This window comes from Desulfosporosinus meridiei DSM 13257 (assembly GCF_000231385.2).
Classification (GTDB): Bacteria; Bacillota; Desulfitobacteriia; order Desulfitobacteriales; family Desulfitobacteriaceae; genus Desulfosporosinus; species Desulfosporosinus meridiei.
Genome location: NC_018515.1, coordinates 4818948 through 4842661, shown reverse-complemented (window position 1 = coordinate 4842661; position 23714 = coordinate 4818948). Strand labels below are relative to the sequence as shown.

The 23714-nt window shown below is 40.3% G+C and carries 16 protein-coding genes, 4 tRNA genes, 2 pseudogenes and 1 riboswitch; of the genes and pseudogenes, 15 read left to right on the top strand and 7 right to left on the bottom strand.

Annotated features, from left to right (window positions below; genetic code table 11):
• The first annotated feature begins 14 nt into the window (after positions 1-14).
• The 13 genes from lonC (at position 15) to DESMER_RS22255 (ending at position 14374) form a co-directional block, all read left to right on the top strand.
• Complete coding sequence (lonC, locus tag DESMER_RS22315) at positions 15-1922, top strand: Lon family ATP-dependent protease (RefSeq protein ID WP_014905332.1); 1908 nt, start codon at positions 15-17, stop codon at positions 1920-1922.
• A 143-nt stretch (positions 1923-2065) separates the two neighbouring features.
• Complete coding sequence (gene dnaB / locus DESMER_RS22310) at positions 2066-3400, top strand: replicative DNA helicase (protein ID WP_014905331.1); 1335 nt, start codon at positions 2066-2068, stop codon at positions 3398-3400.
• Between the two features lie 212 nt (positions 3401-3612).
• Positions 3613-5025 (top strand): NAD(P)/FAD-dependent oxidoreductase, encoded by a 1413-nt coding sequence (locus tag DESMER_RS22305; RefSeq protein WP_014905330.1) that lies wholly within the window; start codon positions 3613-3615, stop codon positions 5023-5025.
• Between the two features lie 57 nt (positions 5026-5082).
• Complete coding sequence (purB, locus tag DESMER_RS22300; RefSeq protein ID WP_471717192.1) at positions 5083-6381, top strand: adenylosuccinate lyase; 1299 nt, start codon at positions 5083-5085, stop codon at positions 6379-6381.
• Positions 6382-6408: 27 nt separating this feature from the next.
• Positions 6409-7692, top strand: a complete 1284-nt coding sequence (locus DESMER_RS22295; protein WP_014905328.1) for an adenylosuccinate synthase — start codon at positions 6409-6411, stop codon at positions 7690-7692.
• Positions 7693-8141: 449 nt separating this feature from the next.
• The gene (locus tag DESMER_RS22290; protein ID WP_014905327.1) at positions 8142-9908 is read left to right on the top strand and encodes a methyl-accepting chemotaxis protein; all 1767 of its coding nucleotides are present in this window, start codon (positions 8142-8144) and stop codon (positions 9906-9908) included.
• 109 nt (positions 9909-10017) lie between these two features.
• Positions 10018-10093 (top strand) — tRNA-Lys (locus DESMER_RS22285).
• Between the two features lie 266 nt (positions 10094-10359).
• A riboswitch (cyclic di-GMP riboswitch) is annotated at positions 10360-10446 on the top strand.
• A gap of 91 nt (positions 10447-10537) precedes the next feature.
• Complete coding sequence (locus tag DESMER_RS22280) at positions 10538-12307, top strand: methyl-accepting chemotaxis protein (protein ID WP_014905326.1); 1770 nt, start codon at positions 10538-10540, stop codon at positions 12305-12307.
• A gap of 365 nt (positions 12308-12672) precedes the next feature.
• Positions 12673-12748, top strand: a tRNA-Glu gene (locus tag DESMER_RS22275).
• A gap of 8 nt (positions 12749-12756) precedes the next feature.
• Positions 12757-12832: transfer RNA gene (locus DESMER_RS22270), tRNA-Phe, on the top strand.
• Between the two features lie 257 nt (positions 12833-13089).
• On the top strand, positions 13090-13770 hold the full coding sequence (locus DESMER_RS22265; RefSeq protein ID WP_014905325.1) for a PhoH family protein: 681 nt from the start codon (positions 13090-13092) through the stop codon (positions 13768-13770).
• A gap of 118 nt (positions 13771-13888) precedes the next feature.
• Positions 13889-14194: a DUF3846 domain-containing protein gene (locus DESMER_RS22260; protein ID WP_014905324.1), complete on the top strand. Its 306-nt coding sequence runs from the start codon at positions 13889-13891 to the stop codon at positions 14192-14194.
• Positions 14195-14299: 105 nt separating this feature from the next.
• Positions 14300-14374 (top strand) — tRNA-Gly (locus DESMER_RS22255).
• 146 nt (positions 14375-14520) lie between these two features.
• Here the strand turns inward: DESMER_RS22255 and DESMER_RS22250 are convergent.
• Positions 14521-15738: a tyrosine-type recombinase/integrase gene (locus DESMER_RS22250; protein ID WP_014905323.1), complete on the bottom strand. Its 1218-nt coding sequence runs from the start codon at positions 15736-15738 to the stop codon at positions 14521-14523.
• 177 nt (positions 15739-15915) lie between these two features.
• Between DESMER_RS22250 and DESMER_RS22245 the strand changes: the two are divergent.
• A pseudogene (locus DESMER_RS22245) lies at positions 15916-16969 on the top strand (IS256 family transposase).
• Positions 16970-17312: 343 nt separating this feature from the next.
• Here DESMER_RS22245 and DESMER_RS22240 read toward each other — a convergent pair.
• From DESMER_RS22240 to DESMER_RS22225, 4 genes are all read right to left on the bottom strand, one after another.
• A complete protein-coding gene (locus DESMER_RS22240; protein WP_014905322.1) occupies positions 17313-17942 on the bottom strand; it encodes a hypothetical protein in 630 nt (209 codons plus the stop codon).
• A gap of 80 nt (positions 17943-18022) precedes the next feature.
• Positions 18023-18580 (bottom strand): hypothetical protein, encoded by a 558-nt coding sequence (locus tag DESMER_RS22235; protein ID WP_014905321.1) that lies wholly within the window; start codon positions 18578-18580, stop codon positions 18023-18025.
• A complete protein-coding gene (locus tag DESMER_RS22230) occupies positions 18581-19288 on the bottom strand; it encodes a hypothetical protein (RefSeq protein WP_014905320.1) in 708 nt (235 codons plus the stop codon).
• Between the two features lie 13 nt (positions 19289-19301).
• On the bottom strand, positions 19302-20597 hold the full coding sequence (locus tag DESMER_RS22225) for an SPFH domain-containing protein (protein ID WP_014905319.1): 1296 nt from the start codon (positions 20595-20597) through the stop codon (positions 19302-19304).
• A 78-nt stretch (positions 20598-20675) separates the two neighbouring features.
• Between DESMER_RS22225 and DESMER_RS22220 the strand changes: the two are divergent.
• Positions 20676-21080, top strand: a pseudogene (locus DESMER_RS22220) (transposase); the annotation flags it as partial.
• A 604-nt stretch (positions 21081-21684) separates the two neighbouring features.
• Here DESMER_RS22220 and DESMER_RS22215 read toward each other — a convergent pair.
• On the bottom strand, positions 21685-22341 hold the full coding sequence (locus DESMER_RS22215; RefSeq protein ID WP_158405977.1) for a LysE family translocator: 657 nt from the start codon (positions 22339-22341) through the stop codon (positions 21685-21687).
• Between the two features lie 538 nt (positions 22342-22879).
• Entirely contained in the window at positions 22880-23554 is a 675-nt protein-coding gene (locus DESMER_RS22210; RefSeq protein ID WP_014905317.1) for a DUF421 domain-containing protein, read from the bottom strand.
• Positions 23555-23714 lie beyond the last annotated feature (160 nt).

Sequence of the window (23714 nt, the reverse complement as noted above, 5' to 3'; positions counted from 1 at the left end):
AAAGGGGACCCCTGATGAAAGGGATTTTGACAAAATGGTTAAATCAAGCAAATCACGGAGACCGGTTACAAGATGAGGAAGAGTGGAGTCGGGAAGTTGAAGCACTTTATGTCTTGCTTTCAAACTATTATGGAACTGATAAGCTAGTGCTTAAGGCTAGTCGCTTGGAGGCATTGGCGCTGATGCGCTCCGAGATACTGACTGAGCGTGTTGCAGGATTAAAGAAAATTGTCTCTGATGATCCCACGGATCAAAGGATACCAAAGCTGCAAGAAATACCCCAATTCCTAGATGAAGTTGAAGAGCAAATTGCAGACCTTATTGCACGGCGTGCTGTTGAAGATCGTCTGGAACGTGTAGTTTCCGAGAAGATGCAAGAACGTCATGAGGATTACGTCAAAGAGATTAAAATGAACGTGCTTAAAGAAACTACTGGGCCCGAGAATGCCCAAACTCTTAAAAAGTTAGCTATTCTGGAAAAGATGAATACTATTTCACTGAAACGATCCGCTATTGATGTACTACGTCCTCAGGCTGTAGAAGAAATTGTTGGGCAGGAGGCTGCCGTACAGGCTCTCCTAGCAAAGTTGGCAACACCCTACCCTCAACATATGATTATTTATGGCCCTCCTGGAGTAGGTAAAACATCTGCGGCTAGGGTTGCTTTGGAGACAGTTAAGAAACGTTCCTTTTCTCCTTTTTCTAAGGATGCTCCCTTTGTTGAAGTGGATGGAACAACTTTAAGGTGGGATCCTCGGGATGTAACTAACCCTCTCTTAGGTTCCGTACACGATCCAATCTATCAAGGTGCCAAGCATGACTTAGCAGATACAGGTATTCCTGAACCGAAAATGGGTTTAGTAAGCGATGCTCATGGAGGGATTCTTTTCATCGATGAAATTGGAGAAATGGATCCTTTGCTTTTGAATAAGCTTCTTAAAGTGCTTGAAGATAAGCGGGCGTTTTTTGATTCCTCTTACTATGATCCTGGTAATGTGCAGATACCACAATGGATTAAGAAGCTTTTTGATGAGGGGGCTCCGGCAGATTTTGTGCTCATTGGAGCTACCACCCGGGATCCTGCCGAGCTTAATCCAGCCCTGCGTTCACGCTGTTCTGAGGTATTCTTTGTCCCTTTGGAACCGAAAGATGTCCAAGAGATTATTCGCCAGGCAGGTCAAAAGCTGGGTGTGATTTTAGACGACAATGTCCCTGAGATAATTAGTGAATACGTCATTGAGGGTAGGAAGGCCAATAGTATTTTGACAGACGCCTATGGCCTCGCTAGGTATCGTAACCCAGATCAAAAGGAGATAAGAGTGACAAGCGCAGATGTTTATGAGGTTCTGCGATCTGCCAGACTTACCCCTTTTATTTTCCGTAAGGTTCAAAGCAATGTGGAAATTGGCAGAGTGTTAGGACTGGGAGTAGCAGGCTTTTTGGGTTCTGTTTTGGAGATTGAGGCGATTACCTTTACAGGCTTAGAAGGTAAAGGAACCATTCGATTTAATGAAACAGCAGGAAGTATGGCCAGGGATGCTGTCTTTAATGCAGCGGCTGTTATTCGTGACCTTACAGGGGAAGATATCCGGAATTATGATGTTCATGTTAATGTAATTGGCGGGGCGAAGATTGATGGTCCTTCAGCTGGACTGGCAACCACCCTAGCCATTTATAGTGCTTTAAAAAAACAGCCTCTGCGACAAGATGTTGCGGTGACAGGTGAGATTTCTATCCAAGGCAAAGTTAAACCTGTTGGCGGCATTTATGAAAAGATTTTCGGTGCTAAGCAAGTTGAAGTTCGAAAGGTTTTAATTCCATTTGAAAATATGGCAGATGTGCCGCAGAGCTTACAAGGAATAGAAGTTGTAGCGGTCAGTACGATTGAAGAGGCAATGAGCCACATTTTTATACAAGATTAAAAGTTATAACTTTTCCAAAAGGCCCTTTTGCTTTCTTTTGTGCAGGAGTTCTTGGCATCAATGGTCAAAACCTATGGCATTTATGGCCGACCCTGCGCGTTGAAGGACTGGTGCCCACTGATTAGAACCGGAGGAGAGAAAATATGGAACTCATTAAAGTTCCACCACAGAATTTAGAGGCCGAACAAGCGGTCTTAGGAGCAATGATGCTTGATCCGGAGGCTGGAAGTTCGGTCTTTGAGCTGCTTCAACCGGATGACTTTTATCGAGACAATCACCGGTTAATGTTTTCTGCAATTCGTGATCTCTCGGAAAAGGGGGATCCGGTTGACCTGGTCAGTGTTGCTGAGGCTTTACACCGCCAAGGGCGATTAGAACAGGTCGGTGGCATAACCACAATTTCTGAAATTGCCCGTTCCGTTCCTACTGCGGCAAATGTGGAATATTATGCGCGGATCGTTTCCGAAAAATCCCTTCTTCGTCAGCTTATTCGGGCAACTAGCAGTATTCTGGAACGGGGCTATGAGCCAGGGGAAGAAGCCCATTCCCTATTAGAAGAAGCAGAAAAACTGATTCTGGATCTTTCCAGACAGCGAGTTAAAGATGGGTTTAGTGCTATTCGTGATGTTTTGTTAGATACCTTTGAAAAAATTGAGTATCTCTACGCTAATAAAGGAAATCTCACAGGTGTTCCTACCTTTTTCACCGATTTAGACAGGATGACCTCCGGATGGCAGCCGTCAGATTTAGTGATTATTGCAGCCCGACCTTCGATGGGTAAAACGGCCCTGGTTTTAAATATGGCCCAAAATGCTTCAGTTCGGGCTAAGGTGCCTGTGGCAATTTTTAGCTTAGAAATGTCTAAGGAACAGTTGGTTCAGCGTATGCTCTGCGGTGAGGCTATGGTCGACCAACAACGTGTACGGACCGGAGATCTTTTGGATACGGATTGGCCTAAGTTGACCCGGGCAGTAGGCCCGCTCTCTGATGCGCCAATCTTTATTGATGATACCGTTGGTATTTCCTTAGCGGAGCTTCGTTCAAAGTCTCGGAGACTAAAGACGGAGCACAATTTAGGAATGATAATTATTGATTACCTTCAGCTCTTGTCGGTTGGAAAAAAATCTGAGAGCCGACAGCAGGAAGTTGCCCAGATCTCCAGAGCCCTTAAGGGTCTGGCTCGTGAACTGAAAGTGCCTGTCATTGCTTTGTCTCAGCTTAATCGAGGAGTTGAACAACGCCAAGATAAACGACCAATTATGTCAGATTTGCTTGAGTCGGGGGCAATTGAAGCAGATGCAGATGTGATTTCATTTATTTATCGAGATGAGTATTATCATCCGGAGTCAGAGAAAAAGGGAATTGCGGAATTGATTATTGCTAAACACCGGAACGGCCCGGTAGGTGCCGTCGAGTTAGGGTTTCTTAAAGAGTTCACAAAGTTTGTGAATCTTGATCGACAACATCAAAGTGCTTAAGTCATATTAACCCCTTGCGAATTTGCAAGGGGGTTTTTATGTGGTTTTATAATAAAGTAGCGACTCAAGAAATGTCGAATGTTTTATGTATTTTTTAGATTAATGTTCGACAATTGGATTGACAATGAGAGGCTGGATTGTTAAGATAAAATTGTTTGCGAATGTGGTTATTTATGAATCTAAAAATTAACGGCTCTTAGGAGGGAAAACCATTGAAACATAATGTTGATGTCTTAATTATCGGAGCCGGTCCGGCCGGAATTTTTACGGCCTTAGAGTTAACGAAGCATAATAAAGATCTGAAAATTCTAATTGTTGATAATGGGCGAAGTATTGAAAAGCGCAAGTGTCCTGCGCGTACTACAGGAGTTTGCGGAGGCTGTAATCCCTGTGCTATCACTAGAGGGTGGTCGGGCGCAGGAGCTTTCAGTGATGGAAAGTTGTCTCTAAGTCCTGCAGTAGGCGGTCGTTTAGTTGAATATATGAGAGAAGATCAAGCTCAGGATTTAATTGATTATGCCGATTCTATCTACAGACATTTCGGAGCTCAAGAAACAGTGTATGGCTTAGATAACCGTCGGGTTGAAGAGATTGAGTATGAGGCATCCCGTCACAATATTGCCCTGATTCATTGCCCTGTTCGACATTTAGGAACAGAACTGGCTTACGATGTCCTGAAAGGTATGTATGAGCATCTCATGCAAAAGACCAATACGATTTTTTGGGAACTTGCTGAGGTAAAGAATATCCTTGCCGACTCGGAAGGTGCTATAGGTGCTGTTATTCAACGTCGAAGTGAAGAAGAACTTGATGAAGTGTATGCCCGCTATGTGGTTGCTGCCCCTGGCCGGGGCGGAGCGAATTGGCTTGCTGATCAGACAGTTCGATTGGGTGTCGTAACAGAAAACAATGAGGTGGATATAGGTGTCCGTGTCGAGGTTCCTAACTCTATAATTGATCATTTAACACGTGAACTATATGAACCTAAGCTAGTGTATTATTCAGATACCTATGATTTGAAGACGCGGAGCTTTTGTGTCAATCCTGGCGGTGTAGTCTCAGAAGAGCACTATGATGGGGATATTGCGGTTGTAAACGGACATAGTTATGCCGATCCGACTAAAAAAACCAAGAATACGAATTTTGCCTTATTAGTATCTACTCGTTTCACTGAGCCCTTTAACCAACCCATAGAATATGGACGATATATCGCCCGGTTGGCTAATATGCTGACTGGCGGAGGTGTAATGGTTCAGCGCTTAGGAGATCTTTTACAAGGGAGACGTACAACAGAGGAACGCTTACGAAAGTCTACAACGGTTCCAACTCTTCGTTCAGCTGTTCCGGGAGACCTAAGTTATGTACTCCCTGAACGCTACTTGACCTCTCTTATTGAGACGTTGAAAGCCTTTGATAAAATTGCACCTGGTATGTATTCCAAAAACACACTATTATACGGGGTAGAGGTTAAATTCTACTCATCTAAAGTTAAAGTTGCGCCAAATTTTGAAACAACCATACCTAGGTTATACGCTATAGGAGATGGAGCAGGAATAACCCGAGGGTTAATGCAGGCTTCGGCTACAGGGATTGTTGTTGCCAGAGATATTGTCGCTAAAGAATAATTAATAATAACAATTTAGATCAACTAAGGGGTTAAGAATGACTGGGGGCGAAGTTTGTTGCTCGATCGATATACGCATCAGGAAATGGGAAAACTGTGGCAGGACGGATATGAATATGACCGCTGGCTGCAAGTTGAATTAGCGGTCGCCGAGGTTATGGCTAAGCGGGGAGAAATCCCTCAAGAAGCTATGAAGGAAATTCGGGAAAAGGCCAAAGTTAATCCGAAAAGGGTTTTAGAAATTGAAGCTATCGTGCGCCATGACCTAATTGCTTTTTTGCAAGCCGTGGTAGAGGAAATAGGGGAGTCGGGGAAATATTTGCACCTTGGCTTGACCTCTTCTGATGTTAAAGACACAGCATTAAGCCTTGTCTTAAGAGATTCGGGACTGTTGCTTAAGAAGGACTTAAAAGAGTTACGAGATGCTTTGGCTAAGCGAGCGCTGGAGAGTAAGTATACAGTAATGGTCGGGCGGACACATGGTATTCATGCGGAACCCCTTACCTTTGGTTTGAAGCTAGCCTTATGGATTGCCGAGATTGACCGTCAAAGCGAACGTCTTGACCAAGCTATAGAATCAGTTAGTGCGGGAAAAATTTCAGGCGCTGTTGGAACCTATGCTAACGTGTCTCCAGAAATAGAAGAGGCTGTATGTCAGGAACTGCAGTTAGGAAATGCTTTGGTAAGTAATCAAATATTGCAAAGAGATAGACACGCCCATTTTGTCACTACCTTAGCCCTGATTGGCGGCTCTATCGAAAAAATAGCCACAGAAATCCGAAACCTGCAACGTACCGATATCCTAGAAGTTGAAGAACCCTTTGCAGAAGGTCAAAAGGGCTCTTCTGCAATGCCCCATAAGCGTAATCCGATCATTTGCGAGCAAGTGTCCGGAATGTCGAGGCTGTTAAGAGGAAATGCTTTAGCAGCAATGGAAAATATTTCCCTTTGGCATGAGAGGGATATGACTCATTCTTCCGTGGAGCGGATCATTCTCCCGGACAGTTGTATTCTGCTGGATCATATGCTTCGCCAGATGAGCAAGGTTATTTCTGGACTCAAAATTCGTGATGATCAGATGAAGAAGAATCTCCAGAAGACCTATGGATTGACATCATCTCAACGGGTACTTTTGGCACTTGTTGAACATGGATGTATGAGAGAAGAGGCCTACGCTTGGGTTCAACAAAATGCTTTTCATGCCTGGGATCAAGGGCTGGATTTTATAGATGTGGTATCTGAGGATAGTCGGGTTTTAAACTATTTGACAAAAGTGGAGATTCAAGGCTTATTTGATTTGGGCTATCATCTGCGTCACGTGGAGGATATCTTTAAGCGACTAGGATTAGAAGATTAGAGCTGGAAAGATGGGAGGAAAATCTATATGGCTGCTGTTGTATTAATTGGTTCTCAATGGGGGGACGAGGGAAAGGGCAAGATAACAGATTTCCTGGCAGAGAAAGCAAATGTTGTTGTTAGATATCAAGGCGGTAATAATGCTGGTCACACGGTTGTGGCAAATGGAGAAGAGTTTAAACTCCATCTTATACCTTCTGGAATCCTTTATGAAGACAAGACATGTGTTATTGGCAATGGTGTAGTGATTGATCCGAAGGTACTACTAGAAGAATTGGAGTACCTGGAGAAGCGTGGTATTAAAACGGGGAAACTAGTCATTAGCAGTAATGCACATGTTATTATGCCCTACCACCGGGTGCTGGACGGTTTGGAAGAAGAGGCACGTGGGGACCATAAAATCGGAACCACCAAGCGTGGAATTGGGCCCGCCTATATGGATAAAGCGTCTCGAATTGGAATCCGTGTGATTGATTTATTAGACAAGGATGAGTTTGCTGAGAAGCTTCGGCGCAATTTAGTAGAAAAGAATAATTTGTTTGTGAAGGTTTACGGCAAGGAAGCTCTCGAATTTGACGAGATTTACAATACCTATATGGGCTATGCAGAAAAAATCGGTTCAATGGTCACAGACAGCTCCCTTACGATTGATGAAAGTATCAAAGCAGGAGAGAAAGTTCTCTTTGAGGGAGCACAAGGCACTCTGCTGGACATAGACCATGGTACCTACCCGTTTGTAACCTCTTCCCATCCGATTGCTGGTGGAGCTTGTATTGGAGCCGGAGTAGGACCTACTCGTATCAATCGTGTAATTGGGGTTATTAAAGCCTATACCACTCGTGTCGGAGAAGGACCTTTTCCTACTGAGTTATTAGATGAAGTTGGGGAAGAAATGCGGAAGAATGGACACGAGTTTGGAACTACCACTGGTCGGGCACGACGATGCGGCTGGTTTGATGCGGTCATAGCTCGTTATGCTGTTCGAGTGAGTGGAATTTCAGATTTTGCAGTGACCAAACTTGATGTTCTAACAGGATTTGAGAAACTTAAAATTTGCGTGGGGTATAGTGTTGACGGACAGATTATCCGTGAATTCCCCCAAAGCCAAAAGATATTCAAGCTATGTCAGCCTGTTTATGAGGAAATGCCGGGTTGGCACGAGGATATTACCCAAGTTCGTCACTTTGAAGAACTGCCTCAGGCAGCTCAAAACTATATTCTGCGGATTGAAGAATTGTCTGGAGTGCAGGCTACCTTAGTAGCAGTAGGACCTGGGCGTGAGCAAACTATTGTCCGTGGAGAGATTTTCTAGGAATACTACTGGCTCAATTTTATAATACAAATTACAAAAGGGAAGCGTATCATTGATATGCTTCTCTTTTTGTTATTTTAGTATGGATGCTTTTAACTGCTTTGTCTGGAGCGCAGAGAAAATGAAGATTTAACCAAGTATAAGAAATTTTTAGAATCAAAGTAAATGTTAAGGGGTTAAGAAAACGTTAAATATTTGAAATTAAGGAAAGAGTTAAAGAGTGTCGAAAATAGGATTAATTTGGCGATGTGTATATAATATTGGTACTTAATGTGGTATATTCATAAGAGAAATATGACACTAATCGAAATCTCTACATTGCATAGAACACTGAGATGACTAGTTTTAGTTCAGTTATGTAAGTTAAGTTACAGTTGTATATGTAGCCTTGGTTAGGTTTTGTCATGCTCTGCAGCTAATAAGTATTTGACAGAAGGGGACATACAGAAATGACAAAAATCAAGTACCGGATTATTCTTATGTTAATAACATTAGCCCTTATTATGGGTTCTATTCTCGGCGGGTACAGCATTTATAATTTAATAGTTGCGGAAAAGGCTAATCTTGAACAGTATCGAACTACCCTGTACGATCAATTCGACCGGACGATTATGCTACAGGTACAGACTGCTCACAGCCTAGTACAGGATGTTTACAATAGCCAGCAAAGAGGAGAATTGACTCCGGAAGAAGCAAAGAAGAAAGCGGCAGATTTAGTAAGAAATTTGAGCTTTGATGATGGCAATTACTTTTGGATTGATACCACTGAGGGGATTAACGTTGTTCTGCTGGGGAGAGATACTGAAGGTAAATCTCGCTATGAGTCTAAAGATAGCTCAGGAAATTTGTTTATCCAAGAGATGATTGCTAAGGGAACTCAGGATGGCGGGGGCTTTACCGCTTATAGTTTTCCTAAGCCTAATGAAACAGAACCTTCGCCAAAAAGAAGTTATACCTTGGTATTTGAACCTTACAATTGGGTAATCGGGACTGGGAATTGGGTAGATAATATTGATAAACTTGTTGAAGCTAAACAACTTGAATTAGAAAAAATGGGTAAACGAGACATAATTTTTACGTTAGTATCCATGTTCGTTGCTATAGGAATATCACTAATTCTAGGGACTATGTTAAGTAAGAAGATTACAAATAATATCGTAGCAATAGCCCGAAATGCTGATGAAATTGCCAAGGGAAACCTTAAGGTTGAGAACCTTAGTATTAATTCTAAGGATGAGTTAGGTCAACTAGGCAAAGCCTTTAAAACAATGACGGAAAACTTAATCGAGCTGGTTGACCATATATCATCGTCTTCCAAGCAAGTTGCTGCCTCATCTCAGCAATTGAGTCTGGGAGCGGAGCAATCTGCTCAAGCCTCGCACCAAGTGGCGGTAGCCATAACGGAGGTATCCTTAGGGGCAGAGAAACAGCTGACTGCCGTCAATGAGACATCAGCAAGCGTCGAAGAAATGTCAGCAGGAATCCAACATATGTTGGAGAATGCGAAAACAGTGGTAAAGTCATCGGAAAGGACTGCACACTCAGCGTCTGAAGGAAGTCAGGCGATCGATAAGACGATTCAGCAAATGATGAACATTGAAAGAACGGTCACAGGATCAGCCGATATGGTTACGAACTTAGGGGAGCGTTCCAAGGAGATCGGACAAATTGTTGATACCATTTCCGGTATCGCTGCCCAGACCAATCTTCTCGCCTTGAATGCAGCCATTGAAGCAGCACGAGCGGGCGAACAGGGCCGTGGTTTTGCGGTGGTTGCAGACGAGGTAAGAAAGCTAGCAGAACAATCTCAAGAAGCCTCAAAGCAAATTGCGACACTAATTACGGGTATTCAGCAAGATACACAAAAGGCTGTGTTATCGATCAGTGAAGGTACCCATCAAGTCAAATTGGGAACTGAGGTAGCAGAAACCGCAGGACAAGCATTTAGTGAAATAACGGGTTCAATTAATGTCGTAACCGCTCAGATTGAAGAAATCTCTGAAGAGATTCAACAAATGGCTGTAGGCAGTGAAAGAATAGTCGCCTCGGTTTCGGAGATCTATGAGACGAGTAAAGAAATCACGGGACAGACCCAAACCGTATCGGCAGCCACAGAGGAACAATCAGCCTCGGTGGAGGAAATTGCCTCTTCCAGCCAGGTGTTGGCTAATATGGCGGAAGAGTTGCAAGAAACTTTGAAGAAATTCACGATATAGCATTGTCCATGTTCTATGTTGTTTTATAGAAAACCTATACCTATAATGACAAAAATATCTTGACACATTTAGTAATTTCGTGTAGAATAATAACTCGTGGTACCAATACGAGCCATTAGCTCAGTCGGTAGAGCACCTGACTTTTAATCAGGGTGTCCCGCGTTCGAGTCGCGGATGGCTCACCAAATAATTGTTTAAGTGTATCAAGAAGGTATTCGAAAGGGTTACAACCCTAAAATAGCGCTCAAAAAAGGACAGGGACTAAATGGGGTCTCTGTCTTTTTTTGTTATATATTAGTCTAATTATAGTTAAAGCAAAGGTTGGAACGTAAAAGGAAACAGAAATTTGATGAAAATTGAAAAAATATATATAATATTTACTTTTTGTATGTTATAGTCAAATAAAAGCAAATATGAAGAAGATTTTTTAAAATTATATAAAGATATAAAGTTATTGACAAGGCAAACTGAGCGAAAGCTCAGGACGCAAAGCTACGGATCTTCCACTCTTAGGGGTAAAGATGGCCGAGTTACCAATTAGGATTATAACGCGCCTTGTCTAAAGGGGGCGGTTTTTTCTTTTATTAGGTAATGGACTCAAATTATTTGGATGAAGGGGATATATAGAGATGACAAAGATTAAATACCGAATTATTCTTATGTTAGTAACATTGGCCCTAATAATGGGTTCCATTCTCGGCGGGTACAGCATTTATAATTTACTAGTTGCGGAAAAAGCTAATCTTGAACAGTATCGAACTACCTTGTACGATCAATTCGATCGGACGATTATGCTTCAGGTACAGACTGCCCACAGCCTAGTACAGGATGTTTATAATAGTCAGCAAAAGGGAGAACTGACTCCAGAAGAAGCGAAAAAGAAAGCGGCGGATTTAGTAAGAAATTTGCGCTTTGATGGAGAAAATTATTTTTGGGTGGATACCACAGAGGGGATAAACGTTGTTCTGCTGGGAAGAGATACTGAAGGTAAATCCCGCTATGAAGCCAAAGATAGCGCCGGAGTATCCTTTGTTCAGGAGTTCATAAAGAATGGAACTCAAGTTAGTGGTGGTTATACAGATTATACATTTGCTAAGCCGAATGAAACAGAGCCTTTGCCAAAGAGAAGTTACACCTTGCTATTTGAACCCTATAATTGGGTAATCGGGACTGGGAATTGGGTAGATAATATTGATAAACTTGTTGAAGTCAAACAACTTGAATTGGAACAAAAGGCTAAACGAGATATAATTTTTACGCTAGTATCCATGCTCGTTGCTATAGGAATATCGCTCGTTCTAGGGACTATGTTAAGTAAGAAGATCACAAATAATATTGTAGCAATAGCAAAAAATGCTGATGAAATTGCCAAAGGAAACCTCAAGGTTGAGAATCTTAGTATTAATTCTAAAGATGAGTTAGGTCAACTGGGCAAAGCCTTTAAAACAATGACGGAAAACTTAATCGAGCTGGTTGACCATATATCATCGTCTTCCAAGCAAGTTGCTGCCTCATCTCAGCAGTTGAGTCTGGGAGCGGAGCAATCTGCTCAAGCGTCGCACCAAGTGGCGGTAGCCATAACGGAGGTATCTTTAGGTGCTGAGAAACAGCTGACTGCCGTCAATGAGACATCAGCAAGCGTCGAAGAGATGTCAGCAGGAATCCAGCATATGTTGGAGAATGCGAAAACAGTGGTAAAGTCATCGGAAAGGACTGCACACTCAGCGTCTGAAGGAAGTCAGGCGATCGATAAGACGATACAACAAATGATGAACATTGAAAGAACGGTTACCGGATCAGCCGATATGGTTACGAACTTAGGAGAGCGTTCTAAGGAGATCGGACAAATTGTTGATACCATTTCCGGTATCGCTGCCCAGACCAATCTTCTGGCCTTGAATGCAGCCATTGAAGCAGCACGAGCGGGCGAACAGGGCCGTGGTTTTGCGGTGGTTGCAGACGAGGTAAGAAAGCTAGCAGAACAATCTCAAGAAGCCTCAAAGCAAATTGCGACACTAATTACGGGTATCCAGCAAGATACACAAAAGGCTGTGTTATCGATTAGTGAAGGAACCCATCAAGTCAAATTGGGAACAGAGGTAGCAGAAACTGCAGGACAAGCATTTAGCGAAATAACGGGTTTAATTAATGTCGTAACCGCTCAGATTGAAGAAATCTCTGAAGAAATTCAACAAATGGCTGTAGGCAGTGAAAGAATAGTCGCCTCGGTTTCGGAGATCTATGAGACGAGTAAAGAAATTACGGGACAGACCCAAACCGTATCGGCAGCCACAGAGGAACAATCAGCCTCGGTGGAGGAAATTGCCTCTTCCAGCCAGGTGTTGGCTAATATGGCGGAAGAGTTGCAGGAAACTTTAAAGAAATTTAGTGTAGACTAATAAGTTTCAGTGAAATGAGTTATAAGACGGCCTAGCCTTTTAGCGCCCCCATTCTATAATCTATAGTGGGGGCGTCCTGTAGACTTGAAGTTTGCATTTCTTTATTCTCAATGTGGTTGTTTTTAATCATTACCAAAATGATATAAACCCTCTTAAATGTAAGAGACTCCTTAAATTGGTAGTGCGAAAACCTATAAAGGTATAATAAATTTGATAGTTTTATCTTTAAAATAAAGAGGCTTTTCTAAGCGTAAGAAATTTGCCAAATAAACTATAAGAATTAAAGAATTAGTGTTGACAAAAGTAGATACTTAGTGTAATATTCATATTTGTGAGCGCCTTTTAAATGCCTCACAAACTATAATGGCCCGTTGGTCAAGCGGTCTAAGACACCGCCCTTTCACGGCGGTTACACGGGTTCGAATCCCGTACGGGTCACCAATTTGTTTGCCTCGGTAGCTCAGTCGGTAGAGCAGAGGACTGAAAATCCTCGTGTCGGCGGTTCGATTCCGTCCTGAGGCACCATCATTTGGATGTAGTTAGTTAAGGTCATAATTATAGAGAGAAACCTAAGGTTCTGTAAATTTCCTGCGAGGAAATATCAGGACTTTTTTTGTTTATTTATTATTTGTGAAGGTTGTCTAAGAGTTATAGATTGCAAATGCTATTGAATTAAGTTAACATTTTTAGAAATACTAGAAAATGAATTGTCAGTTATTGTGGATGAATTAACAATAACAGGAACAGAGGACTTAAGGATTCACAAAAGGATGGTGAGGACTATGCCATTAGCGGAGAATAACTTGTTGTTTGGGTTTGCACCTAGACTGACGGCAGAACAACGTGAATATGTTGATGCAATATTTGATTATCAATTAGTAATGGTTAATGCTAAGGCGGGAACTGGAAAAACAACTTTGGCGGTTGCATGTGCTAAGCTTTTTAAGCAGCCACTTACATATATTTTTAATCCAGTCCAAGAATCCGCAATGGGTTTTAGACCTGGGACTCAGTCTGAGAAGGAAAGCATTTATCATCAACCCTTGATAGATGCTTTATTAGAAATAAATGAGAACCCAGCTCAATGTGTTTATAATGAAGAGGCGTTAGTGAACGAAGCTATACGTAGAAAGGTAAGTATGAAGCGTGTAATGGATAGTATTTGGTGTTATCCTAAAACTCCGCTTTTTCTTAGGGGAACTAATCTTAAAGATATGACGATTATTATAGATGAATGCCAAAATTTCACCGTGCAAGAACTAAGAAAGATATTTACTCGAGTACATGATTCATGCAAAGTCATATGTATCGGACATTCGGGCCAAATTGATATTCCAGCTGCTAAAAGCGGTTTTGTACCTTACATGGAGCATTTCAGAAGCCAACCATATTGTAAAATTTTAACATTATCCAAGAACTTTAGAGGGGAGCTCGCAAATTGGGCAGACTCCTTTCAAGGTTAACTAAAGTTCTGGAGGTTCTTTTATTTTACTAAGGGTAGAATATTTATGAATATTGAGGTATTCTTACCTGAAGTGACTCTATATCTGAGTCCATAGTAAAATAGAGGAGGTAGTTAGATTGAGAGTATTAGTAAGAGAACCGATCAATCAGCCTTTACAGTTGAAGGAAATTGAAGGTGCGTTTGAAGACTTCCAAGAAATAGTTGGAGAGTCTATTGAAATCGTACCTATAACAGACAACATTGTGTGTATCTGTAATGAGAAAGGTGAAAGCCAAGAACTAGGAAGGAATTTCTATGATGACCGGCTAGGTTGGATCATGGGAACTTGCGTATTTACTGCAGCTAAAAACTCCGAGTTTGATTCTCTTACAGATCAGCAAATCGGATACATATCGGAATATATCGGTTTCCCGGTAGTATAATAACCTTTGGCATTAGAAGTTGACATATTCGAGCTTTCCGCTTATAATTCTCTTTGTCAGGAAAAAGGTGTCCAATGATAAAAAGGACAAACTCTCCAATATAATGCGGACGTGGCTCAGCGGTAGAGCATTGGCTTCCCAAGCCGAGGATCGCGAGTTCGAATCTCGTCGTCCGCTCCATAAGAAAACGTAGACACCGCAAGGGATTGCGGTGTTTTATATTTACTGCAACTGTATATCAAAATCCTTTTGACTGCAATTTTACTGCAACGGGGAAAAATATGATGCAAAATAGAAAAGATCGGGTTGACCGATCTTTTGTGGTTTTATCGAGCTGATTTTAGGAGATCTCCTAAACGCGCGATGGCTCTTTCTTTGCCATGGGTAGAGCTGTGTCCGTAAATATCTAATGTGGTACTGGTTTTAGTATGCCCAAGGATATCACTCACGTTGGATGGGTTTACTCCATCGTCAAGCAGCAGAGAAGCTACCGTGTGGCGTAGATCATGTACCCGTATATGCTTAAGCTCGGCCTTTTGTAAGATTGAATAGTGCTTACGATTGAGATTACGCGGCTCAATGGGAGTCCCTACTTCACTTGTGAATAACAATCCACAATCTCGGTATTTGGGGCCAAAAAATAGTCTTTCCTGGCGTTGAGTTGCTTGGAACTTAATAATTTGCTTGATCACTTCTGGAAGAAGGGGAATCTTTCGTTTGCTTTTTTTAGTCTTGGGAGTAGAGAATATGAGTTGGGATTTCTCTTCTCCATCAAGTTTCTTACGCTTAAGTGTCTGAACTATCTCAATTTCGTCCTTGTTTGGATTGAATTTGTCTCTTGGTATTCCCAAAATCTCGCCTCTTCGCAGGCCGGTGGTTAATTCTAATAGGAAAAGAGCATACAATCTATCCTGTTGAAGTGCTTCAAGGTATTGGTTAACCTCATCTATACTAAAAGTTTGAAATTCTTCATGTTCAATGCTGGGCAATTCTATATCATCTGCGGGGTTGAAACGAATCATACGACCCTTTACAGCCTTCATTAAGGCCCCATTGATAAGCTGGTGCATCATATGTAAGCGGCGAGGTGAAAGGCCTCCTGGTTTGCCATCCAGACGGCCAAATTTACCCTTATAATTATAGAATTCTTGGATAGTAATAGAATCTATGCTTTGCAGGGGGATATCGCCTAGACGGGGCAGGATATGCTTATTGGCTAAATCAATGTAGTCTACATAAGTTTCAGGTTTTACATTGGGTTCCTTATAGGCTTTAAGCCATTTCAATAACCAGTCCCCAAAGATCACTTTAGTAGGTTGAACATAGCTTCCTGTTTGGATTTCATGTAAAAGTGTTTTAAGTTTTTCAGCCACTTCTTGACGACCTTTTCCATAGACTGTCTTGCGTTTAGGCTTTCCTAAGTTGTCATAGCCGGTAATAACTTGGGCAGTCCAGCGACCGTCTGAACGCTCATAAATAGTTCCTTCGTTATTGCCCCGTTTGCCCGCCTTCTTCTTTTTCTTCTTTGGCTTTTCTTCACCCATTGCCTATTTCCTCCTATCGCGTTGCAGGCTGCAGTTCATACCGTCCCAGATTTGACAGATAAGGTATTATAAATTTCGCAAATAGAAAATTATGTTCCCAAAAAAGAAGGACATAGAAGCAACCGCTTGGAAAGATAAAGTTACCACACCAAATCTACCAAGAAAGGGGTTGCGACTATGTCTGAGAAAATTATACACTTAAATGAAGGCGTCATAAAGCAGGAGTTAAAGGAACTCGTCCGTCATAGTGTTGAGGAAACTCTTAATAACCTTCTGGATCAGGAAGCTAATGAGCTGACGAATGCCGGTCGATATGAACGTACTGAGGATCGTAAAGGGTACCGATCGGGTCATTACGAGCGAAATCTAACCACTACCTCTGGGGAGGTTAAGTTGAAAATGCCTAAGCTTAAAGGAGTTGCCTTTGAAACAGCCATTATCGAACGATACCGCCGACGAGAAAGCTCCGTTGAAGAAGCTTTGATTGAGATGTATTTAGCCGGTGTTTCAGTTCGTCGAGTTGAGGACATCACTGAAGCCCTGTGGGGAACTAAAGTATCCGCCGGGACAGTCAGCCAGCTTAATAAAAAAGTCTATGGGCACATAGACACGTGGCGTAAACGGCCTCTGCAGGGTAAGTATCCCTATGTCTATGTTGATGGTATCTACCTCAAACGCAACTGGGGCGGAGAGTATGAGAATGTGGCTATCTTAATTGCTATGGCAGTCAATGAAGACGGTTATCGAGAAGTCATTGGTGCCTCCGAAGGAATGAAAGAAGACAAGGCCAGTTGGCATGAGTTCCTTAAAAGCTTAAAAGAGCGTGGCCTTTCCGGAGTCCAATTGGTGATTGGAGACAAATGCCTGGGACTCCTGGAGGCAGTGAATGAAACCTTTCCTGAAGCAAAATTCCAGCGATGTAATGTCCATTTTTATCGAAATGTGTTTTCAGTAACACCTCGATCGAAGACGAAGGAAGTCGCAGCTATGTTGAAGGCAATTCATGCTCAGGAGGATAAAGCTGCGGAGTAACAATGTCATCGAACGATTAAATCGGGAAATTCGTCGGAGAACTCGAGTCGTTGGTACATTTCCTGACGGAAACTCGGCATTGATGCTTGTGTGCGCTAGATTGCGACATGTAGCCAGTAAAGCTTGAGGAACAAAAATGTATATGAGCATGAAACATCTTGAAGAAATGAACAAAGAAAAAAACCAAATAGCCGGTTAATTGACGATTGAATCTCTGGGGTCGACTTGACATGGGACCCAGCTCGGATGCTTCAATGGGTCGAGGGCTGAGGCTCATAGGATGTATTTCTTTTGGGTAAGCCCCATCCCTTGATTAAGGGTAGCATCCTCGCCCCCATGTCAAGTCAGCTATTGGGTCACGGGAGATAGACCTTGCTATCATACCAAGCGGAAACTAATTTGCGAAAAACTCTTGACGGTACCAATTGTCTTACTGATCGTTTTAAGTCTTTCAGAAGGATTAAGAGCTGAGGAAGTCACTGAAATTAAGAATGACCATATCAAGCTTATGGCGACTAAAGGAACTCTTGAAGTTATGTATTTCAATTTATAGGTGAACCACAATACTCACATTCACTAACTCTTCCTGCAATCACTATATTATTTGCACCACAGCTTTTACAAACGATGGGTACTTTTTCAGAGGATGACTGATTGTAAGTTCTATTGGCTTTTGACTTGGGTAATAAAATTTCTCCTGAAGATTCATTAATGTAAGCACCGATAAAATAGTTTTTACTAAGCATTTTTTGCAAATCCTTTTTTACTTCATCGTAATTCAATGATGTTGCGCTTGCAATATTATCTAAACTTGATATATTTTGATCGATAATAAGAGCACTATATTTACTATACCTTAACGATTGTTTCTGCAATTTTACGCCCCATATAATTAACGTAATACCGCCTATCAAAAACATAATTGCGGCTGTTTTTCCTACAAAATTCTGAGACGTGCTACTATATGTGGATATGACACCCGTACTACCAATAAAAACAAATATCCAACCTATTACTTTTGCTATGCTATAAGGATAAAGCGTTTTTTTATCCAGTGAGATACGTTTAAATATCAAATAAAGTCCGATGGGAAAAAATAAAAATAAAAATAATATAATTGCCCACCACGAATAAAGGGCACTTAGTTTTTGATTTTCTGATCCATTTTCCATATAAAATCCACCTCTATTTTCATAGTCCCTCTATCTTTGATATAGCGTGAATTCAGTTTGTGTCAAATTTTAATCAAACGCTATTTCAATGGTGAGCCACAATATTCACAACTACTCGTTAAACCTTTTTGCCTAGAATTTAAAGCACCGCAACCTGAACATATTACCGTCTCGATCTCAGTAGTAATAGCTTGAACATTATTAGATGACTGTGGTGTTGTAGCATTCTGTTTGCTAATAATTATCTCATTTGTTTTTGTGTCTAAGTACGCATTTTCAAAAAACTTTCTATCTATCATTATTTTCATATCAGCATTCACGAAATCAATAGATTGTGATGTTCTAGAAGCAATGGTTTCTATAGATGTAATGTTTTCTATTGATATAAGGTTAACATAAGTTTTAAATCTACCAATAAGGCGTTTGATTTTAGCACCCTTAATTATTAATATTATTGAAATTCCAATTATTATTAAACAGAAAATTATAGCTGCGGTTCTATGAGAGGCAGGCATATCATTGTCACTAACAAATATAAAACAGCATAACAGAAAGAACGAACCAACTGTATACCCGATAATGCTAAAAATTTTCCCTAAAATCATGTGAGATACTATTGCAGCCTTTGAAAAATTCATTTAATAGCTCCCTCTCTTTGCTTGTGATAATTCCATATTTCTTCGTTTTATTAAGAATTTGATATTACCGACAATTGTATCTGTATTGGAGGTTAAGGGAGCTTCCTTATTTGCTAAAGCTTTTTCTAAATTAGTAATCTCATTTGAGATTTCAGTATCTACAGTGCTTGATCCGATTTTGTCTCCGTATTTTAACATTTCATATATATCATTTAAAGGTTTTTGAAATTGTGTATATCGATTATTTGATTTCAAACCAAATAATCGTTTTTGACAATCATCCATTAGTCCCTTTGAGTGAACTATTCTTTCATCAACATGCCTAACTCTTGTTGCAAGCGAATTTAATAAAATAATTATAATCGCAGTTATAGCAATGATGATTATTTGCAATACGATATATCCCTTGAGGTTATCAATAAAAATGTTTTTAAAAAAAGCACAAACAACAGTAATTACCCAATAAATAAAAAGTGTGGAAATCATTCCTGAACGAATAAGCATTTTATTTGTTGGTGAAACTTGTAGTGACATTATCGTTGTTCCTGCAAACAAAGCGATCTCAGATAATATAACAAATGCAAGGGATAGCCACTCCAAATTAGTTTTACTATAAATTGAATCACCTAAGAAAAAAATCGCTAAAGTAGTCGCAATTACTATAAAACCGATAGATATACTCAAAGATATCTTTGTGCGTATATTCATTTTAAATCACCTCTTAAATTTTAGTTCCACATTCTGAGCAAAACTTTGGGGTGCCTAGAATTATATTGCCACAATTTGAACATTTTTTAACTTGCGATTCTCCGCATTCTGGACAAAACTTGATATTATTGTTAGGAATTAAAGCTCCACACTTCGTACAAGGCTTCGGCATCTCATTTCCGCAAACATGACATTTAGTAGCAGCTTCTTTTAAATCAGCCCCACAAAAGGTACAAGGTTTATATGTATCCCCACATTCCGGGCAGAATTTCATATTTTTTGAAAATTCGTAACCGCAATTACTGCAGGTGACATTATTGGAATTTCCTTGAGCTTCATTAGCGCTTGTATCAAAACTACAGTTACCGCAAAATCTTTTATCTACTTCTATGTCGGTACTACAGATAGGACATTTTTTCATTACTCTTGTATTTATAGTTTGTGCAATTCCTCCCATTTGTTGTCCGAAATTTCCTCCGATACCTACACCCATACCAAGTCCTATTCCCGCTCCCATTAATCCTGCTTGACCTGAACTTGGATTTGTTGCAGCGCCTTCCAAAGTGTCAAATGAACGCTCTTGTACATAATTGTATCCAACGATATTCATTTCTGCTTTTTTGGCAAGGGCCTCTTTCAATTTCATTACGGCCGAATCATCTTCCGGTACACTGATGTCATTAACATAAAAATTAACCAATCTTATTCCGTATTCTTCTAAAGTCGGAAACATTCTCTCTTTTAAATGCTCAGATAATTCATCAAGATAGGCATTAATTTCAAGGACACTTACTTGCTGTTTCATAATATAAAATGAAATGGCATCCTTTACTTTCGTCAAATAAAGTCCTCTGAAATACTTGGTAATATTGTCTTTATCAAATATCGGCAAAGTTCCTACCAACTTCATGAGAAATTTTCTTGAATCTTCTATTTGTATTCCGAATTGTCCAAAAGAACGAAGCGGTACAAACACTTTATACTTAGGGTCTTGCAATTGAATTGGTGTAGGAGTTCCCCACTTAATATCAAGCGAAAATATTTTATTTATGTACCAAACCTCTGCCGCAAAAGGAGACCTTCCTCCAAAAGGTAAGTTAATTAAATTATTCAATAAAGGTATATTTGCTGTTTCTAATGTATGTCGACCGCTTGTAAATAAATCTAAAGCCTGTCCACCTTTATATAAAATTGCCTCTTGCGACTCATTTACTATCAGTTGCGTCCATGTGCCAATTTCTTCACTTGGATATTTCCAAGCGAAGACGTCGGATCCGCCATTATACTTTATTACGTCAATAATTGCCATTTTTAGACACTTCCTTGCATTAAAAATTTAATCTTATATTTTTCGATATTCCACATGTTAGGTAAACATTCCTCCTAAAACAGAATTTTATTAATGATTGCTATGTTGAAGGCAATTCATGCTCAGGAGGATAAAGCTGCGGCCAAAGAAAAGGCAGCAGCAGTTGTAGTCAAACTCAAAGACATGAAGCTGAAAGAAGCGGCAAAGAAGGTCGAAGACAGTATCGTAGAAACACTAACCTACATGGATTTTCCACAAGTACACTGGACAAAGCTGCGGAGTAACAATGTCATCGAACGATTAAATCGGGAAATTCGTCGGAGAACTCGAGTCGTTGGTACATTTCCTGACGGAAACTCGGCATTGATGCTTGTGTGCGCTAGATTGCGACATGTAGCCAGTAAAGCTTGGGGAACAAAAATGTATATGAGCATGAAACATCTTGAAGAAATGAACAAAGAAAAAAACCAAATAGCCGGTTAATTGACGATTGAATCTCTGGGGTCGACTTGACATGGGACCCTGCTCGGATGCTTCAATGGGTCGAGGGCTGAGGCTCATTAGGATGTATTTCTTTTGGGTAAGCCCCATCCCTTGATTAAGGGTAGCATCCTCGCCCCCATGTCAAGTCAGCTATTGGGTCACGGGAGATAGACCTTGCTATCATACCAAGCGGAAACTAATTTGCGAAAAACTCTTGACGGTACCTGTCATTTCACGGAGTGTTGCTCCGTTCTCGTAAGCCTTCAAAATGTTATTCTTTTCCTCTGCTGTGAATTTGCATCGTTTAGACGTAAAAATGCTCCCCTTCTGGTAGTCGGTTTTTTATTTAACCTGTCTACCTTATGGGGAGCATAACAAACCTCAGCGCTTTATTTGACTGACTTTAGAATTAATTGCCAAGCCTTGTGACGGCTCTGACTTTACTATATAAATTCGATAAATGGTAAAAGCTGTCTGCATTGGAGCGGAAACACAAAGCCATACATAGAGTAGAACAACAACTTGAAAAGTTGACAACGAGATATGTTTGCCCTAATAGCTACAGGTCATCTAAAGATTTCATGCTTCTGAAATTTTAGATACATTATTTTTGGGTAGCTAATTTAAACCCTAAGCCAAGGAAAATAAAACCGGTTATGATTTTTATTCTTCTTTGGACTCTGCTGCTTTTGAAAACCTTGCTACATCTATGAATGAAGAAGATAAGTAAAGAATACCAAGCTAAAGACACAATTGAATATAACATTGTCAAAGATAACGATTGAACTAATACATTAGAATAGTTGTGAATAAACTGAGGGAAAAAAGATATGAAAAATAAGGCCGCCTTAGGATTTGTGACGCTAGAAGTAAAACCTTTGAGAAAAGACTTTATTATTGCTTCAGTACTGTATTGATGAGTAGTATCACTTCTACCGGGCACATCATCAATATCTTTTAAATCATTTTTATAAGCAGAATATAAGCTAATTGCCCCAAGAGTTGCGAGGTATCCTGCACCTAAAAGTTTAACTGTCTGAAATATCTCTGATGATTTAATGATCAATATTGATAGACCTATGGAAAAGAGAATAGCGTGAACGTAAAGACCGGAAATAAAGCCAACTACGTTATAGAGTCCCGCTTTCTTACCGTATAGACTAACTGATTGGGTGACTAATATAGTATTTGGACCAGGAATCATAACTAGTATAGTTACTAACCCCATAAAGGAAATTAGTTCGGATGCCGAGAAATTCAAAAGATCATCCCTTTCAATGGACCGCAGTTTTCGATAAAAGGTCATACAACCAAATTATATTTATTATACCTCAAAACGCTTGTAAGTTGACCCAATATTAAATAATTAGAAATAAAAAAGTGAAGGCACCTAATTTATCGTAGAATATTGCATCTACGATAAATTATGGCGTGGCCGGAACCGTGCGATGGAAAAAACTATAAGAGTCTGCGAAGAATATGGCGGAATACAGCAGCAAGAGACTCAAAGTCTGTATTACTTTAAGCGTATTGGAATGTTCGATATCCCCAACTACCAGGATGAAAAGCAACTTTGTGATTAAATAGCACTGGATTTTGTGGGTATTTTCTTAATCAGTGAAAGGTTAGTGGATAACGAATCCTCTAGTAGTAGGGTCAAATTCGTCAGTACTGACGAATTTGAGTTGCCCCCTTATCCATTTTGTTTCCCGACGTTTTAATAGTTTAATAACAGCATATGTAGGCTTGTTCCGCATGGTGAAGGCAATCCCCATAAATCAATAGAAAATTTATAATAATTACTTTTCAATAACAAATAATCCATCTTCCTCTCTCCATTCTGCATAGAAAATATTGTTAATATCGCTATAGCCCTGCATTTCCAACTCATTTCTAAGCCAAGATTCACTTAAGTTAGCTTCTTGTAACTCATGTGAAAGTATTATTCCATCACTTACAAGAAGCTTGGGTAGTGATTTGCTTTGAAAAGGAATTTTAAGATCACTTAGTGTCGGGGTATCAAATTCAGGTTTTCTTAAAAGAGTCAAAGACCCATTTGCTTCGAGGATAGCATATTCAACTTCTCGAACAGAAAAAACATCTTTAATCCTTAGCAGATTAAGTAGTTCATTAATGTTCATACGGTTTTTTTTAAGGGCTTGACGGTTAATGACTCCCTTTTGAATGACTAGAGAAGGTGTACCCTCTAGAAGGTTTCTAAAGAAAATAGATTTTTGACCCAGAATTTGAATTGCAAAGATCAGGAGTCCCCAAACAGTAATGGCATAAAAGATCTTTACTACGCCGGTGTCGTCGTCATAGATGGCATTCCCTAGAAGCTCACCCATGATCAGAGCTGAAATAAAATCAAAAGCAGTAAGTTGTGTGATTTGAGTTTTACCTAAAAATCTCGTAACTAGTAATAAGCTAAAAAAACCAAAGATCAGCTCTACTGTCAATTGCCCAAAGCCCATAAACAGAACACTCCTTTTTTTACCTATGTTGGTAGATTAAACGATAACTATAGGAATATACGCTAATGGGAAAAATCAACAGTATTCACTGCTGGAGGAGCTGCCTCAAGCACAAAAAATAGGCACCCTGGTGCCTATTTTTTATACTCGAAAAAGCTTA